This window comes from Klebsiella sp. GG_Kp175 (genome assembly GCF_040062325.1).
Classification (GTDB): Bacteria; Pseudomonadota; Gammaproteobacteria; order Enterobacterales; family Enterobacteriaceae; genus Klebsiella; species Klebsiella quasipneumoniae.
Map to the genome: position 1 here is coordinate 200,451 of NZ_JBEAFX010000012.1, position 15,873 is coordinate 216,323.

17 protein-coding genes and 1 other annotated feature are annotated in these 15,873 nt (G+C 55.5%); of the genes, 6 read left to right on the top strand and 11 right to left on the bottom strand.

Annotated features, from left to right (window positions below):
* Positions 1-2: 2 nt before the first annotated feature.
* Positions 3-1,436 carry a hypothetical protein gene (locus tag ABLU73_RS18735; protein WP_004203129.1) on the bottom strand — a complete coding sequence of 478 codons (1,434 nt, stop codon included), beginning with the start codon at positions 1,434-1,436 and terminating at the stop codon, positions 3-5.
* Positions 1,437-1,712: 276 nt separating this feature from the next.
* Here ABLU73_RS18735 and ABLU73_RS18740 point away from each other — a divergent pair, with 276 nt between their 5' ends.
* The 3 genes from ABLU73_RS18740 to ABLU73_RS18750 are packed head-to-tail and all read left to right on the top strand — an operon-like array spanning position 1,713 to position 4,280.
* Positions 1,713-2,627 (top strand): LysR family transcriptional regulator, encoded by a 915-nt coding sequence (locus ABLU73_RS18740; protein WP_004203130.1) that lies wholly within the window; start codon positions 1,713-1,715, stop codon positions 2,625-2,627.
* Positions 2,628-2,664: 37 nt separating this feature from the next.
* Positions 2,665-3,930 carry a D-amino acid dehydrogenase gene (locus tag ABLU73_RS18745; RefSeq protein ID WP_323073592.1) on the top strand — a complete coding sequence of 422 codons (1,266 nt, stop codon included), beginning with the start codon at positions 2,665-2,667 and terminating at the stop codon, positions 3,928-3,930.
* Entirely contained in the window at positions 3,927-4,280 is a 354-nt protein-coding gene (locus tag ABLU73_RS18750; protein ID WP_004203134.1) for a RidA family protein, read from the top strand. Before ABLU73_RS18745 ends, ABLU73_RS18750 begins: the two co-directional genes overlap by 4 nt.
* A gap of 52 nt (positions 4,281-4,332) precedes the next feature.
* Here ABLU73_RS18750 and ihfA read toward each other — a convergent pair whose 3' ends face one another.
* The 10 genes from ihfA to ABLU73_RS18800 form a co-directional block, all read right to left on the bottom strand.
* On the bottom strand, positions 4,333-4,632 hold the full coding sequence (gene ihfA, locus ABLU73_RS18755; protein WP_002909098.1) for an integration host factor subunit alpha: 300 nt from the start codon (positions 4,630-4,632) through the stop codon (positions 4,333-4,335).
* Positions 4,633-4,636: 4 nt separating this feature from the next.
* Positions 4,637-7,024, bottom strand: coding sequence for a phenylalanine--tRNA ligase subunit beta (pheT, locus tag ABLU73_RS18760; RefSeq protein WP_017900778.1), 2,388 nt, complete (start codon positions 7,022-7,024; stop codon positions 4,637-4,639).
* Between the two features lie 15 nt (positions 7,025-7,039).
* Positions 7,040-8,023, bottom strand: coding sequence for a phenylalanine--tRNA ligase subunit alpha (gene pheS, locus ABLU73_RS18765; protein ID WP_002909105.1), 984 nt, complete (start codon positions 8,021-8,023; stop codon positions 7,040-7,042).
* A 63-nt stretch (positions 8,024-8,086) separates the two neighbouring features.
* Positions 8,087-8,211: a sequence feature (Phe leader region), on the bottom strand.
* Positions 8,162-8,206 carry a pheST operon leader peptide PheM gene (gene pheM, locus ABLU73_RS18770; RefSeq protein ID WP_001386830.1) on the bottom strand — a complete coding sequence of 15 codons (45 nt, stop codon included), beginning with the start codon at positions 8,204-8,206 and terminating at the stop codon, positions 8,162-8,164. Its footprint overlaps the feature before it by 45 nt.
* A 118-nt stretch (positions 8,212-8,329) precedes the next feature.
* Positions 8,330-8,686, bottom strand: coding sequence for a 50S ribosomal protein L20 (gene rplT, locus ABLU73_RS18775; RefSeq protein WP_000124850.1), 357 nt, complete (start codon positions 8,684-8,686; stop codon positions 8,330-8,332).
* Between the two features lie 50 nt (positions 8,687-8,736).
* Positions 8,737-8,934 (bottom strand): 50S ribosomal protein L35, encoded by a 198-nt coding sequence (gene rpmI / locus ABLU73_RS18780; RefSeq protein WP_001124225.1) that lies wholly within the window; start codon positions 8,932-8,934, stop codon positions 8,737-8,739.
* A 92-nt stretch (positions 8,935-9,026) separates the two neighbouring features.
* A complete protein-coding gene (infC, locus tag ABLU73_RS18785) occupies positions 9,027-9,569 on the bottom strand; it encodes a translation initiation factor IF-3 (protein ID WP_004189469.1) in 543 nt (180 codons plus the stop codon).
* Positions 9,570-9,572: 3 nt separating this feature from the next.
* Positions 9,573-11,501 carry a threonine--tRNA ligase gene (thrS, locus tag ABLU73_RS18790; protein WP_017900777.1) on the bottom strand — a complete coding sequence of 643 codons (1,929 nt, stop codon included), beginning with the start codon at positions 11,499-11,501 and terminating at the stop codon, positions 9,573-9,575.
* Between the two features lie 431 nt (positions 11,502-11,932).
* On the bottom strand, positions 11,933-12,166 hold the full coding sequence (locus ABLU73_RS18795) for a hypothetical protein (protein WP_004203141.1): 234 nt from the start codon (positions 12,164-12,166) through the stop codon (positions 11,933-11,935).
* A gap of 269 nt (positions 12,167-12,435) precedes the next feature.
* Positions 12,436-13,194, bottom strand: a complete 759-nt coding sequence (locus tag ABLU73_RS18800) for a YdiY family protein (protein WP_004203142.1) — start codon at positions 13,192-13,194, stop codon at positions 12,436-12,438.
* A gap of 355 nt (positions 13,195-13,549) precedes the next feature.
* Between ABLU73_RS18800 and pfkB the strand changes: the two genes are divergently transcribed.
* From pfkB to ABLU73_RS18815, 3 genes are all read left to right on the top strand, one after another.
* Entirely contained in the window at positions 13,550-14,482 is a 933-nt protein-coding gene (pfkB, locus tag ABLU73_RS18805) for a 6-phosphofructokinase II (RefSeq protein WP_094311886.1), read from the top strand.
* Between the two features lie 93 nt (positions 14,483-14,575).
* Complete coding sequence (ghoS, locus tag ABLU73_RS18810) at positions 14,576-14,860, top strand: type V toxin-antitoxin system endoribonuclease antitoxin GhoS (protein WP_064149766.1); 285 nt, start codon at positions 14,576-14,578, stop codon at positions 14,858-14,860.
* Between the two features lie 105 nt (positions 14,861-14,965).
* A complete protein-coding gene (locus ABLU73_RS18815) occupies positions 14,966-15,838 on the top strand; it encodes a fructosamine kinase family protein (RefSeq protein WP_004203150.1) in 873 nt (290 codons plus the stop codon).
* Positions 15,839-15,873 lie beyond the last annotated feature (35 nt).

Consider the following 15,873-nt stretch of genomic DNA (forward strand, 5'->3'; position numbering starts at 1 on the left):
CTTTACACCAGGATCTGAAACAGCAGCGCGAAGAGAATGATGTTCGCCACCACGATTGCCCAGCCGTTATAGAGCATGTATTTCAGATGAGTAGACTGTGCCAGCCCCATCTGGCCGAACATGTCCGATGAGGGGAACGGCCCGAACCAGTCCACCTGAGACGAGGCCAGCAGCACCGCGGTGGTCCCCTGCGGCGGCACGCCGGCGGCCATCAGCATTGGGCCAAAGATTTTATGAGTAAAGGTCATCTGGGCCACCGCCGCGCCAGGCACATGGCCGATAATATTGAACGCGAAGATGCTAAAGCACAGCCAGGCCGGGGAGATCCCCTCCAGCAACGGCTGGGTATACTCCAGCAGCCCCTGATAGGCGTGCAGGCCATCCATCAGCTCAAGGATCGGGTTGTACAGCCAGTAGAGAATAAACATCCACACCAGACGACCGCAGCCGTGATAGAGGGCCTGCAGGATCTGCGTCGGCCGCAGGCCGCCCACCAGCCCGGTCATCAGCGCCACCAGCAGCATGACGATAATTGCAAAGCTAAAGCCGGCTTTAATCACCACTCCAACTACCGCCATCACGATGATGGTCGCGGCGAAAGCCAGCGCGCTTAATTTACGCCGGCGCTGCTGCGCGGCGTTAAGTTCCTCTTGCGGCTTTTCCGAGAGATCGACCTCATAGCACAGTTTGCCTTCGGTCATCTTCTGGATCCGTCCCGCCATGATCCAACCGGCTAACAGGGTGACGGCGCTCATCGGCAGGCCGACATACAGCAGATAATCCGGATAGCTCAGTCCGCCAAGGCTGAGGATCGTCACGGTGCTGGGGGTGAAAGGCCCGGTAAAGAGTCCAACGGAACCGGCGGTCATCATCAGCGCGGCCACCGTCGGCGGCGTTAAGCGTACCGCCGCCGCTACGGGGATAATCACTGCGACAATAATCGCGTTGCCACCGGCCATGGTGCCCAGCGAACCGCAAATTAAAATCGATGACACCACAATGCCGAACTTGACCCGCGTCTGGCTCGACAGCCCAATACGGTGGACCACGAATTTCACCAGCTCAACCGCCGCGCCGGTGCGGGTGGCTACCTCCCCCACGCCGGCGCCGAGCATAATGATAAGCCCGACGGTGGCAATAAATGACCCGGTGGATTTCGCCAACATCACGCCCATTTCCGGCAGACCGGTTGAGGTCATGATCATGGCGATAATAATCGAGGAGATGACCGCCAGCACAATATCGACGCCGATCAGCGATAATATCGCTAACGCCACCAGCGGCGTAAATCCCAGCAGGCCAAGCTCGCTGCCCGGTCGACCGTGGCACCACAGCGCAATCAACACGAACAGCAGCAATAACAGACCGGTAATAACGTTTTTTCGCGTGATATTTCGTCTGACAGGCGTATTGCCTGCGAGCGTTGAGTCACTCATAACACTCCTTAATGCCAATCAATCCGACCGTAAAGGTCAGGTGGTGTATTGGGGCCTGCTCAGAAAATATCCTCCCTCTTTTTCATTATTGGCCGCGGCCTGAGGGTCTGGTGGGGTACAAAGGAAACGATTCTGAGAGCGTTTTATTCCGCCATCAGGCGGGGCCAGCAGCACAATATGTAACCAATGCGCTGATTGGTGATTAAATTTATGTTAACTTAGTGTTAGTAGAAAATGACTTTTTATCGGTAGGCTATAACCCTGAGTTAACTGTTCATGAAACTGCGTCATCTGGAAATCTTCTATGCCGTCATGACCTGCGGCTCTCTGTCGCGGGCTGCGGAATCGCTCAATATCTCCCAGCCAGCGGCCAGCAAAGCGTTAAAAAGCGCCGAGCTGAAGCTGGGCTTTACCCTCTTTCAGCGGGTGCGCGGCAAGCTGCTGCCGACCAGCGAGGCGATCACACTTTTCGAAAAAGCGCAGACTATTTATCAGGACCTCGATAACCTGCGCCTGCTGGCCGATAACCTGGCCCGCGATCCGCGCGCTAAAATCACCTTAGGCTGCCTGCCGAGCCTGGGGTTAAGCCTGGTACCGGAGCTGGTGACCGATTTTTATCAACAAAACAGCAACCTGGTAATGACGCTCACCACAGAACACACCGAGACGCTGGTTAGAAAACTGGATTTACGCGAGATAGATTTAGCGCTGACGCTGCAGCCGGTGCAGCAGGGAGAGATCCTTACCACCCTGATTGCCGAAGTGCCGCTGGTATATATCGACCGTCATTATCGTCAGGGTGCGGTGGACATCAGCGAGATCGACCAGCAGCGGTGGATCTCGCCGGGGCCGCACTCGCTCTCCGCCGCCATCGCCACCCGTCGCGACTTTTCCACTACCCGGCTAAACGTCCAGACCTACTATATGGCCACCGAGTTCGTGAAGCGCGGCATGGGCTGCAGCATTACCGATATCTTTTCCGCCCAGCACAACCTTTCTCCCGAGATGATCCATCCCATTACGCCGCCGATCGCGATTAACCTCTGCCTGTTACGGCGGGCCGACGTTTCCCTGAGCCCGATGGCGCAAAAGTTCGTCGATTTTCTCTGCCAGCGCCTGCGCCAGCAGCTCAAGGAGATTAACCTGCGGTTATACCCTGACCATAAAAAGTCAATTGCGCCGCTGGGGTAAATGCTTTGACATAACCCGATAAATTGATCAGCGGTGGATATATCGGGTTATGAACAAACGCATTGTCATTATCGGCGGCGGCGTGGTCGGTCTGGCCACGGCCTGGGAACTGATTAAGCGCGGCCATCAGGTGCAATTACTGGAGCGCAATGGCGAACCGGCCAGCGCCACCAGTTTTGCCAACGGTGGACAATTAAGTTACCGCTACGTCGCTCCTCTTGCCGACAGCGGCGTTCCCCTGCAGGGGATGAAATGGATGGGTAAAGCCGATTCGCCGCTCAATATGCGTCTCAATATCTCTTTTCAGCAGTGGCGCTGGCTGCTGCAGTTCCTGCGCGCCTGTAATAGCCAGACCAATAAAATAAACGGCGACCATATATTGCGTCTGTCGCTGCTCAGCCGGCAGGTTATGCAGTCGTGGCGGGAAGAGGATAGGCTTGCCGATTTTCACTGGCGACGCAGCGGAAAATTAATTATCCATCGCCGGGAATACGATTTTACTAAAGCGGCAAGAGGGATAGATCCTCAATATCAGCAGGTGCTGAATGCTGAAGCCTGCCTGCGGCTGGAGCCGGCGCTAAAACATATCAGCCCTTCGCTACAGGGCGGCATTTATTCGCCGGGGGATGAAACGGCGGATTGCCATCAGTTTTGCCTTGCGCTGCTCGACAAGCTCACCGCCAGCAGCCGCTTCAGCCTGCTGACCCACTGTGAGGTGCTGCGGCTCACTAAGCGCGGCGGACGCGTCAGCGCCCTGGAGACCAGCCGCGGGAGCATCACCGGCGATGAGTATGTCGTCGCCGCCGGAAACGGCAGCGGCCCGCTGCTGGGACATCTGGGCGTTCGCGTGCCGCTCTGCGCCCTGAAGGGGTATAGCCTGACCCTTCCCTATCCCCAACAGACGGGCATTGCGCCGGACATCAGCGTTACCGACTATGGGCACAAAATTGTCTATGCCCGCCTTGGCCAGCAGTTGCGCATCGCAGCGATGGTGGACATCGGCTACGACGGCGACGAACTGCGCGAAAGCCGCATTCAGGCGCTGAAGAGCATCGTCGCCCGTAGCTTTCCCGAACTCGAGGGGTTGGACAAGGCCGAAGCCTGGACCGGCATGCGCCCCTCAACGCCAGCCGGCCCACCGCTGCTGGGACGCGCCGGCTACCCCAACCTGTGGATGAACCTCGGCCAGGGAAGCCTCGGCTTTACCCTCGCCGCCGGCAGCGCGGTGGTGCTGGGCGCGTTAATCGACAATCAGATGCCAGACATTTCTTTAGAAGGTCTCACATGGAAACAAACCGCATGACAATTATTCGCAATCATCCACAACCTCGTCTTTCCGCCAGCGTTGAGTATGGCAATCTGCTGTTCCTCTCCGGACAGACGCCGAAAAGCAACGAGGAGGAGATCACCTTGCAGACCCGCGAAGTGCTGGAGAAGATCGACGCCCTGCTGGCGGAGTCCGGGAGCGATAAGCGGCACATTCTCTCCGCGCAGATCTGGCTGAAAAATATCGAACGTGACTTTGCTGCGTTCAATGAGGCGTGGGTGGAGTGGATGCCGGACGGCCATAGCCCGGCGCGAGCGGCCGTGCAGGCGGAGATGGCGCGACCAGAAATCCTGGTGGAGATCATGCTCACTGCCGTTAAAGCGTAAGAGTCGACAGAAAAGAAAAAGGCCGCAATGCGGCCTTTTTAATTAGTTCAGATTATTTGTCTTTAGGCGACGCGTTTTCGACACGGCTTTTCAGCTTCTGACCGGGTCTGAAGGTCACCACGCGCCGGGCTGTAATGGGAATATCCTCCCCCGTCTTCGGGTTACGTCCCGGGCGTTGGTTTTTATCCCGCAAATCGAAGTTGCCGAACCCGGAGAGTTTGACCTGTTCTCCGTTTTCCAGAGCACGACGGATCTCTTCGAAAAACAACTCGACCAGTTCTTTGGCATCCCGCTTGCTAAGCCCAAGCTTATCAAACAGATATTCTGACATTTCAGCTTTTGTAAGCGCCATAGGTTCAATCCCTCAATGATGCCTGGAATCGCTCTTTTAATGCCTCTACACATCTGGCAACGGTAGCGGCAATCTCCTCTTCTTCGAGTGTACGGCTGGTATCCTGCAGGATCAGGCTAATCGCAAGGCTCTTATACCCTTCCGCCACACCTTTACCACGGTACACGTCAAATAAGTTTACGCCAACTACCTGATTTACGCCAACTTTCTTACATTCGGCTAAAACATCGGCGGCAGCCACGTTTTCCGCGACCAGCACCGCGATGTCGCGACGGTTCGCCGGGAAGCGGGAAATATCGCGCGCCTGAGGCACCACGCGGTCTGCGAGCTTGTTCCACTCCAGTTCAAACACCAGAGTGCGACCGTTCAGATCCAGTTTACGTTCCAGCTCAGGATGAACAACCCCAATGAAACCAATGCGTTCACCTTTAAGATAAATCGCTGCGGATTGCCCCGGATGCAGCGCGGTGGTCGCTTCAGCACGGAATTCGATATCCGCTAATTTTCCGGTTAAATCCAGAACGGCTTCCAGATCGCCTTTCAGATCATAGAAATCGACCGTCTCTTTCGCCAGTGTCCAGTGCTCTTCGTAGCGGTTGCCGCAGATGGCCCCGGCCAGCATCACATCCTGACGAATGCCCAGCGGCGCATTGGTGTCCGGCACAAAGCGCAGACCACTCTCAAAGATGCGTACCCGGCTCTGCTGACGGTTCTGGTTGTAGACCACGGTCCCCAGCAGGCCAGTCCACAGCGACAGGCGCATCGCCGACATTTCGCTGGAGATCGGGCTTGGCAGGATCAGCGCCTCTTCACCGGCGTGGATCAGCTGCTGGACTTTCGGGTCGACGAAGCTGTAGGTGATCACTTCCTGATAGCCTTTGTCATTCAGCAGCGTTTTCACGCGCTTCAGCGACAGATCGGCTTCACGGTGGGTACCCATGATCAGACCCGCCTGCACCGGCTCATCAGGAATGTTGTTGTAGCCATAAACGCGAGCCACTTCCTCGACCAGATCCTCTTCGATCTCCATGTCGAAACGCCAGCTCGGGGCCACCGCCTGCCATTCGCCTTCGCCCACCGTCACTTCGCAGCCGAGGCGCTGCAGAATGTCGGTGACCTGCGCGTCGTCGATATGGTGGCCAATCAGGCGATCCAGTTTGCTACGACGCAGAGTGATGGTGGCGCGTTTTGGCAGAGTCTCTTCGTTGGTCACGTCGATCACCGGGCCGGCTTCGCCGCCGCAGAGGTCGATCAGCAGACGCGTGGCGCGCTCCAGCGCTTTATACTGCAGGGCCGGATCGACGCCGCGCTCATAGCGATGAGAGGCATCGGTGTGCAGGCCGTGACGGCGCGCGCGGCCGGTGATAGACAGCGGGCTGAAGAAGGCACACTCCAGCAGCACGTTCTGGGTTTCGTCGTTAACGCCGGAGTGCTCCCCGCCGAAGATCCCGCCCATTGCCAGCGCTTTGTTGTGGTCAGCAATGACCAGGGTATCGCTGTCGAGCTTCGCTTCGGAGCCATCAAGCAGGACCAGGGTTTCGCCCTCTTTCGCCATGCGCACCACGATCCCGCCTTCGATACGGTCGCGGTCAAAGGCGTGCATCGGCTGGCCCAGCTCAAGCAGCACATAGTTGGTCACGTCAACCACCGCGTCGATGGAGCGGATCCCGCAGCGGCGCAGTTTCTCTTTCATCCACAGCGGCGTCGGCGCTTTGACGTTGATGCCTTTCACCACGCGGCCCAGATAGCGCGGGCACGCCTGCGGGGCGTCAACCTGAATCGGCAGCACATCGTCAATGGTGGCGGCAACCGGGGTGATTTCCGGCGCGTTCAGCGGCGCCTTGTTCAGCACGGCCACGTCGCGCGCGACGCCGATGATGCCCAGGCAGTCGGCGCGGTTCGGGGTGACGCTGATCTCGATGGTGTTATCGTCTAGCTTAAGGTATTCGCGAATATCGGTACCGATCGGCGCATCCGCCGGCAGCTCGATAATTCCGCTATGATCGTCGGAAATGCCCAGCTCGGAGAAGGAGCACAGCATCCCCTCTGACGGTTCGCCGCGCAGCTTCGCAGCCTTGATTTTAAAATCGCCCGGCAGCACGGCGCCGATGGTCGCCACGGCGACTTTCAGCCCCTGACGGCAGTTTGGCGCGCCGCAGACGATGTCCAGTAGGCGTTCGCCGCCGACGTTGACTTTAGTGACGCGCAGTTTGTCAGCGTTCGGGTGCTGACCGCACTCCACGACTTCACCAACAACGACGCCGTTGAAGCTGCCGGCAACCGGCTCAACGCCGTCCACTTCAAGGCCCGCCATGGTGATCTGATCGGAAAGCGCTTCGCTGTCGATCGCCGGGTTAACCCACTCGCGTAACCACAGTTCACTGAATTTCATTGTTCTGTCCTGCCCTTATTTAAACTGTTTGAGGAAACGCAGATCGTTTTCGAAGAACGCGCGCAGATCGGTGACGCCATAGCGCAGCATGGTCAGACGCTCCATGCCCATGCCAAAGGCGAAGCCGGAATACACTTCCGGATCGATACCCACGTTGCGCAGCACGTTCGGGTGCACCATCCCGCAGCCCAGCACTTCCAGCCATTTGCCGTTTTTACCCATCACGTCGACTTCCGCGGACGGTTCGGTGAAGGGGAAGTAAGACGGACGGAAGCGTACCTGCAGATCTTCTTCAAAGAAGTTGTTCAGGAAATCGTGCAGGGTTCCTTTCAGGTTGGTGAAGCTGATGTTTTTATCAACGATCAGACCTTCCATCTGGTGGAACATCGGGGTGTGGGTCTGATCGTAGTCGTTACGATAGACGCGTCCCGGCGCGATAATACGGATCGGCGGCTGCTGGTTTTCCATGGTGCGGATCTGCACGCCGGAGGTCTGGGTGCGCAGCAGGCGAGTGGCATCGAACCAGAAAGTGTCGTGGTCAGCGCGCGCCGGATGGTGACCCGGGATATTCAGCGCATCGAAGTTGTGGTAATCATCTTCGATTTCCGGGCCCGTCGCCACGGTAAAGCCGAGCTCACCGAAGAAACTTTCAATACGGTCGATGGTGCGGGTGACCGGATGCAGGCCGCCATTTTCAATGCGGCGACCCGGCAGCGAGACGTCGATGGTCTCTGCAGCCAGACGAGCATTCAGCGCCGCCCCTTCCAGTTCGGCTTTGCGCGCATTCAGCGCCTGCTGTACCTGCTCTTTCGCTTCGTTGATGACCGCACCGGCTGCCGGACGCTCTTCCGGCGGCAACTCACGCAGGGTGGTCATTTGCAGGGTCAGATGCCCTTTCTTACCCAGGTATTCCACGCGGACGTTGTCCAGCGCAGCAACATCTGATGCCTCGTTAATGGCTGCCTTGGCACTGGCAACCAGCTCTGCGAGATGTGACATGGTTTTCCTCATTATGTCGGTGCAGACACCGGTTATAGTGAAATTAATATTCCGAATCCATATACGAAAAAAGCCTCCACAGGGGAGGCTTTCTGGCGCTGTTTTCCGTTTCTTCTTTCACGCGCTAGCCTCCTGAGTTCAGGTGCTAAAGTAAAAAAAGAAGCGGAAAATAGCAGCATTCATGCTTGCATTACCTTGTCTGGTAAGAAACGTCAGACCTGTATTGAAAAGCCTGCGCCGATAAAAGTCAATGTATTGATGGTGTTGAAACGAAAAGAGGGAGACAAGCTCCCTCTTTCAACTGGCTTATGCCAGAGCTGCTTTCGCTTTTTCGACCAGAGCGGTGAACGCTACTTTGTCGAATACGGCGATGTCAGCCAGGATCTTACGGTCGATTTCAACAGAGGCTTTTTTCAGGCCATTGATGAATTTGCTGTAAGAAATACCGTTCTGACGTGCTGCTGCGTTGATACGTGCAATCCACAGTTGACGGAACTGACGTTTACGTTGACGACGGTCACGGTAAGCGTACTGACCAGCTTTGATAACAGCCTGGAAGGCAACGCGGTATACGCGAGAACGCGCACCGTAGTAGCCTTTAGCTTGTTTCAAAATTTTCTTGTGACGTGCACGTGCAATTACACCACGTTTTACGCGAGCCATGTGTGCTCTCCTGTATCTATTCTAAGTTAAAAAAGTTAAACGTTAACGACTTATGCGTACGGCAGGCACGCGATAACCAGGCCCAGATCGCCTTTGGAAACCATGGCTTTCGGACGCAGGTGACGTTTACGCTTGGTAGCTTTTTTAGTCAGAATGTGACGCAGGTTAGCGTGCTTGTGCTTAAAACCACCTTTACCGGTTTTTTTGAAGCGCTTAGCAGCACCGCGTACGGTCTTAATTTTTGGCATTTTAATAACTTCCACTTCGCATTGTTAATAAACGAAACAAAGGCGAACAAAACCAGTGAGCCGAAGCCCACCGGAAATGTTTCTTGATGGCCTTACTGTTTCTTCTTAGGAGCGAGCACCATGATCATCTGGCGGCCTTCGATCTTCGTTGGGAAGGATTCGACTACTGCCAGTTCAACCAGATCGTCTTTCACGCGGTTAAGCACTTCCATACCGATCTGCTGGTGGGCCATCTCACGACCGCGGAAACGCAGCGTGATCTTGGCCTTATCGCCATCTTCGAGAAAGCGAATCAGGCTGCGGAGTTTTACCTGATAGTCACCTTCATCAGTACCAGGGCGGAATTTAATTTCCTTAACCTGGATAACTTTCTGCTTCTTCTTCTGTTCCTTAGAAGACTTACTCTTTTCATAAAGGAACTTGCCGTAGTCCATGATACGACAAACTGGCGGCTCGGCGTTAGGGCTGATTTCAACTAAATCTACTCCAGCCTCTTCAGCCTTTTCGATAGCTTCTCTCAGACTCACAATACCCAGCTGCTCACCTTCCAGACCTGTTAAGCGAACTTCCTGGGCGCGAATCTCGCCATTGATACGATTCGGACGTGCCGTTTGAACTCGTTTTCCGCCTTTAATACCTTATTCCTCCAGTTGTTGAAGACTGCGGCTGCGAATCTCTTGTTGCAGCTTCTCGATCACTTCATTTACGTCCATGCTGCCGAGGTCTTTCCCGCGACGGGTGCGCACGGCCACTTTGCCGGCTTCGACTTCTTTGTCGCCACAGACCAACATATACGGGACACGACGTAAAGTGTGCTCGCGGATTTTAAAGCCAATCTTCTCATTTCTCAAGTCTGCTTTTACACGAATGCCCGCATTTTGTAGTTTACGCGTCAATTCGTTAACGTATTCAGCCTGAGAATCGGTGATATTCATGACCACCACCTGCACTGGCGCAATCCAGGTTGGGAAGAAGCCAGCGAACTCTTCGGTCAGGATGCCAATGAAGCGCTCCAGAGAACCGAGAATCGCACGGTGGATCATGACCGGCACCTGACGCTCGTTGTTTTCGCCCACATAGGAGGCGCTTAAACGCTGCGGCAGAGAGAAGTCCAGCTGTACCGTACCGCACTGCCATGCACGATCGAGGCAGTCATACAGGGTAAATTCAATTTTCGGGCCGTAGAACGCCCCTTCACCCAGTTGATATTCAAATGGGATATTATTTTCTTCCAGCGCCACCGCCAGATCCGCTTCCGCGCGATCCCAGGTCTCGTCGCTGCCGATACGTTTTTCCGGGCGAGTCGACAGTTTGACAACGATCTTCTCGAAGCCAAAGGTGCTGTACATATCATAAACCATACGAATACAGGCGTTCACTTCATCGCGAACCTGATCTTCAGTACAGAAGATATGCGCATCATCCTGGGTAAAGCCGCGAACGCGCATCAGACCGTGCAACGCGCCTGATGGTTCGTTACGGTGGCAGCTACCAAACTCCGCCATACGCAGCGGCAGGTCACGGTAGGATTTCAGCCCCTGGTTGAAGATCTGCACGTGGCCCGGGCAGTTCATCGGCTTAATGCAGTATTCACGGTTCTCAGAAGAGGTGGTGAACATCGCATCTTTGTAGTTGTCCCAGTGGCCGGTTTTTTCCCACAGCACGCGGTCCATCATGAACGGACCTTTCACTTCCTGGTACTGGTACTCTTTGAGCTTGGAGCGCACGAAGGTTTCCAGTTCACGGAAGATAGTCCAGCCGTCGTTATGCCAGAAGACCATACCCGGCGCTTCTTCCTGCATGTGGTACAGGTCGAGCTGCTTGCCGATTTTACGGTGGTCGCGCTTCGCGGCCTCTTCCAGGCGCTGCAGGTAGGCGTTCAGGGCTTTCTTATCGGCCCACGCGGTACCATAAATGCGCTGCAGCATCTTGTTGTTGCTGTCGCCGCGCCAGTACGCGCCTGCGGTTTTCATCAGCTTGAAGTGATGGCAGAAACGCATGTTCGGCACGTGCGGACCGCGGCACATATCGATATATTCTTCATGATGATACAGGCCAGGCTTGTCATCATGAGCAATGTTTTCGTCAAGAATAGAAACTTTATAGCTTTCGCCGCGCTTCACGAAGGTTTCACGCGCTTCGTGCCAGCTCACTTTCTTCTTGATGACATCGTAGTTTTTCTCGGCGAGCTCATGCATACGTTTTTCGAGCGCGTCGATATCTTCCTGAGTCAGGGTGTGGTCGAGGTCTACGTCATAGTAGAAGCCATTATCAACAACCGGACCGATAGCCATTTTGGTGTTGGGCCACAGCTGTTTGATAGCATGGCCTAACAGGTGCGCGCAGGAGTGACGAATGATCTCCAGCCCTTCTTCATCTTTAGCCGTGATAATAGAGAGGGTGGAATCGGTTTCGATCGGGTCGCAGGCGTCTACCAGTTCACCGTTTACCCGCCCGGCGATGGTGGCTTTCGCCAGGCCTGGGCCGATATCCAGCGCGACGTCCATCGGGCTGACGGCGTGATCAAAATGGCGTTGGCTGCCATCAGGAAGCGTAATTACAGGCATTTTATGTCCTTATTTGCAGTGGTGCCCCACACGAAAGAGCACATACAAAACAATATAATCATAATTATCACCAGGTTAAGGCACAGTTCCCGCTTCACTCTGCGAAAAGAGGAGCACGACCGGAGCGATCGTTCCCGCCTGCTGCCGCCTGCTGATAACACCGGGGAGTAGTTTACACATCATTGGTACGTGATTAAAGCCGCAATAGCATAAATGATGGCGGAATGCGGAGAAAACAAGAGCGGCGCGGATAAAAGCAGAATATCCGCCAGGAAGGGGCGATAATAATCACCAGCGAAGCCGGACGATATTATGCGGGCAAACTAAAAGAGACGCGTTGATATTGCCTGCGTGATGTTTAGCGCGGGTCGTTAAACCGGTACCACTTTACCCGGCTTAATAGACTGCCCGTGAAGCAGTAGCCTGCGATATTAAGACCACTCGCCTGCCACCAGCGTATGCACATTAAAGGCATCGCTCATGGATTGTCCGGTGCTACGGGAACCGGGGGCAATATTCGATCCGGCCTCAACGTCGGTAGCTTTGGCGATACCTACCTGCGTATGGTCCTGGTTACCCGACGGCGGAACTGGCGTGGCGGCCGATGCGCCAAAGGAAAGCACGCACAGCGCCAGGGCTGCGATGGTAAATTGGCTTTTTTTCATGATGTTTATTCTCTTATTACGGAAGACGGACCGAACAATGTCTCCATTCGGTCAGTGGCTGTTAGTATAGATCCAGATCACATATTTGTCCGTCGAATATTTAGCTTTTCGTGTCAAATAGAATGAATATTTGTCAGCAAATGGAGAATAATGGAGAAAAAATGGAGGCCAGTTTCTTTTTATAAAAACTAAAACGAATTGCCAGAAAAAATAATGTCACTTATTGCTAAATCTAAAACGATCAGGCCGGGAAACCCGGCCTGAAAATATTACATTTTATACCCGAGGGAGAGCGAGGTCCGGCGATCGGTATGCTCCGGCGCAGACGCCGGCGGCTCCGAGTTCCAGGTGACGTTGTACGCCACTTTCAACGCAAAGTGGGCGTTAATCGCCACGTTTAACGCACTCTCTGAGTTGACCGTGGTGTCCTCGGCGCCAAATACCGATACCCCTTGGGTAAATTTGGCGTTATCGGTCATCTGCCAAGCCCAGGTTCCGGAGGCGTAGCCCAGCGGTTGAGTGTCGGTATCCCCGTCGGTGTATTCGTCATAGCGGACGCCAGGACCAAATTCAAACCGCAGGCTGTGCACCGGTCCGTTGAGGATTTGACGACCATAGCCCGCCGTCAGGACATCGCGCTGCTGATAGCCGTTATAACGGTCGGTTAGCCAACTGCCCTGCCCAAAGACGTAGTTCATATCGGTCAGGTTATAGCGACTACGACCACCGACTGCATATTTCTCTGAGGAGCGCTCATCGTTGGACGAGGTGTTGCTGGCGTTGCCCCACAGCGACCAGGCGGTGGTGTTGCCATACCAGGTCAGGGTGGAATCAGCCGTCATTGAGGAGTTCTTGGTGTTGCCGGACTGCGCCAGGTAACCTGCGTTGACCACCCCTTCGAACGGTTTTTTGGCAGCGGAAGGGTCATCCATGACGGTAAATACAGAATCATCGGCCATTGCGCCAACAGACGCAAAAAGCCCCCCCGCCAGCATGACCGCTGCGGGTACTGTCTTTAAAAGCTTCATTATAACTCTCTAAAATACATTTTTTAGGACAGTACAAATGATGAACAGGCCTAACCATGCCGGCTCATTGAATTTAGCGTCCGTACAACATAAAAGAGACCTGTGGGTCCCGGAAACTTTCGCGAGGATCGCGGAGTGCAGGTCCTAAGAAAGGTAGCAAATTATAAAAAAGCACGAATAACATAGCAATCACTTACTCTTTCGTTTTTTGAATAAGACAGCTCCGGAAACAATCTTTATTTCATAATGAAAATACAGGCTTCTTTGCAAATCTCTCAGGGACAGCACTTTCCCTCCCTGAATCATCGTGCCATGCTTAAATAAAGCACAGTCGCCGTATTAAGGAGGAGAAGGAATGACCAAAATTTATACGCTCACGCTGGCCCCCTCGCTGGATAGCGCCACCCAGACCCCGCAGATCTACCCGGAAGGGAAACTCCGCTGCAACGCGCCGGTATTTGAACCCGGCGGCGGCGGGATCAACGTCGCCCGCGCCGTGACCTTTCTCGGCGGCAAAGCCACCGCCATTTTCCCGATTGGCGGCGCCACCGGCGAGCACCTTGCCGCCTTGCTGGCCGATGAGCAGGTGCCGATCGAGACCGTCGAAACCCGCGACTGGACGCGACAGAACCTGCACGTTCACGTGGCCGCCAGCGGCGAACAGTATCGCTTTGTGATGCCCGGCGCCGCGCTGACAGACGATGAATTCCGCCGCCTGGAAGAAAAAGTCCTGACCATCGACCCCGGCTCACTGCTGGTGATCAGCGGCAGCCTGCCGCCAGGTATCAGCGTCGAAAATCTGATGCAGCTGGTTAAAAATGCGCAACAGCAAGGCCTGCGTTGCATTATCGACAGCTCCGGCGATGCGCTGGCCGCCGCGCTGGACGTCGGCAATATTGAATTAGTGAAGCCAAACCAGAAAGAGCTCAGCGCCCTCGTGCAGCGCGATCTGAGCCAGCCTGATGACGTCCGCCTTGCCGCTCAGTCGTTGATCCAGTCCGGTAAAGTGCGCCGGGTGGTGGTCTCCCTCGGTCCGCAGGGGGCGTTAGGGGTTGACGCCAGCGGCAGCGTTCAGGTGGTGCCGCCGCCAATGAAAAGCCAGAGCACCGTCGGCGCCGGCGACAGCATGGTGGGCGCCATGACCTTGCGTCTGGCGGAAAACGCCAGCCTCGAAGACATGGTACGCTTTGGCGTCGCCGCCGGTAGTGCCGCGACCATCAACCAGGGTACCCGCCTCTGTTCGCAGGCCAATACGCAAAAAATCTACGATTATCTCTGCGGACGTTGATTTCCCCTGCCCCTCCGCGCCGGCGGAGGGGAGCCGCGAGATTTGCAGGATGGTCTATGCTGGAAAGGCCATACATAACAACGGGGTGTCGAGATGAGCAATGAAATTACCGCCTGGGTCGTCAGCGTAACCTTCCATGAGCAGGCGCTGACGGAGATCAATGAGGTCAGCAACCATTTTACCCGTGCCGGGTTTGTACTAACGCTCAATGATGAAGAGGGCACGCCCCATGAGCTGGGCACCAATACCTTTGGCCTGCTGAGCGCCCAAACAGCCGAGGAAGTGAAAGCTCTCAGCGCCGGCCTGGCGGAATCGGCCCTTGGCCGTCCGGCAGAAATCGCCGTCAGCACATTCGCCGAGTGGTTAAAAGCTCAATAAATGCGTTTAGCGCAACGGAAAGCGTCAGTTGTGCGTCAGTTCCAGGTTTACCCGGTAGTAATGCGCTAACCTTATGATATGGTGGAAAACATGGGGAGAGACAGCATGTGGCAAGCAATCAGTACTCTTTTACGCGATTGGCATACCGAAGACGCTGAAATCGAACTGAAAACCGAGCTGCCCGGCGGAGAGATCCATTCCGCCTGGCATTTGCGCTTCGGCGGCAAAGATTACTTCGTGAAATGCGACGAACGGGAACTCCTGCCTATCTTCACCGCCGAGGCCGATCAGCTGGAGCTGCTGTCGCGAAGCAAAACCGTTCGCGTACCGCAGGTCTTTGCCGTCGGCAGCGATCGCGACTACAGCTTCGTGGTCATGGAATACCTCCCTCCCCGTCCGCTGGATGCGCATAACGCTTTCCTGCTTGGCCAGCAGTTAGCCCACCTGCATCGGTGGAGCGATCAGCCGCAGTTCGGTCTGGATTTTGATAACGATCTTTCCACCACGCCGCAGCCCAACGCCTGGCAGCGTCGCTGGTCGGTGTTTTTTGCCGAGCAGCGTATCGGCTGGCAGCTGGAGCTGGCGGCGGAGAAAGGGTTGCACTTTGGCGATATCGATACCTTAGTCGATGTGGTACAGCAGCGGCTGGCCAACCATCAGCCGCAACCTTCGCTGCTGCACGGGGACCTGTGGTCCGGCAACTGCGCCTTAGGGCCGGATGGCCCCTACATCTTCGACCCGGCCTGCTACTGGGGCGACCGCGAGTGTGATTTAGCAATGCTGCCGATGCACCCGGAACAACCCCCGCAGATCTATGACGGCTATCAGTCCGTCTCGCCGCTACCGGCTGGTTTTCTCGAGCGTCAGCCGATTTACCAGCTTTATACCCTGCTGAACCGGGCGATATTGTTCGGTGGCCAGCACCTGGTGACAGTCCAGCAGGCGCTGGACGATGTCCTGATGGAAAAAACGCGTTAGACAAGGTTTACGGCGGACCTCACCGGTCCGCCGCC

Bases quoted from the DNA above. Each gene is read 5' to 3' on its own strand.
- ABLU73_RS18815 (WP_004203150.1), top strand. From the start codon at position 14,966: ATGTGGCAAGCAATCAGTACTCTTTTACGCGATTGGCATACCGAAGAC.
- ABLU73_RS18740 (WP_004203130.1), top strand. From the start codon at position 1,713: ATGAAACTGCGTCATCTGGAAATCTTCTATGCCGTCATGACCTGCGGC.
- ABLU73_RS18750 (WP_004203134.1), top strand. From the start codon at position 3,927: ATGACAATTATTCGCAATCATCCACAACCTCGTCTTTCCGCCAGCGTT.
- pheS (WP_002909105.1), bottom strand. From the start codon at position 8,023: ATGTCACATCTCGCAGAGCTGGTTGCCAGTGCCAAGGCAGCCATTAAC.
- rpmI (WP_001124225.1), bottom strand. From the start codon at position 8,934: ATGCCAAAAATTAAGACCGTACGCGGTGCTGCTAAGCGCTTCAAAAAA.
- ABLU73_RS18800 (WP_004203142.1), bottom strand. From the start codon at position 13,194: ATGAAGCTTTTAAAGACAGTACCCGCAGCGGTCATGCTGGCGGGGGGG.
- thrS (WP_017900777.1), bottom strand. From the start codon at position 11,501: ATGCCTGTAATTACGCTTCCTGATGGCAGCCAACGCCATTTTGATCAC.
- pheT (WP_017900778.1), bottom strand. From the start codon at position 7,024: ATGAAATTCAGTGAACTGTGGTTACGCGAGTGGGTTAACCCGGCGATC.
- ghoS (WP_064149766.1), top strand. From the start codon at position 14,576: ATGAGCAATGAAATTACCGCCTGGGTCGTCAGCGTAACCTTCCATGAG.
- pfkB (WP_094311886.1), top strand. From the start codon at position 13,550: ATGACCAAAATTTATACGCTCACGCTGGCCCCCTCGCTGGATAGCGCC.
- ABLU73_RS18795 (WP_004203141.1), bottom strand. From the start codon at position 12,166: ATGAAAAAAAGCCAATTTACCATCGCAGCCCTGGCGCTGTGCGTGCTT.
- rplT (WP_000124850.1), bottom strand. From the start codon at position 8,686: ATGGCTCGCGTAAAACGTGGTGTAATTGCACGTGCACGTCACAAGAAA.
- ABLU73_RS18735 (WP_004203129.1), bottom strand. From the start codon at position 1,436: ATGAGTGACTCAACGCTCGCAGGCAATACGCCTGTCAGACGAAATATC.
- ihfA (WP_002909098.1), bottom strand. From the start codon at position 4,632: ATGGCGCTTACAAAAGCTGAAATGTCAGAATATCTGTTTGATAAGCTT.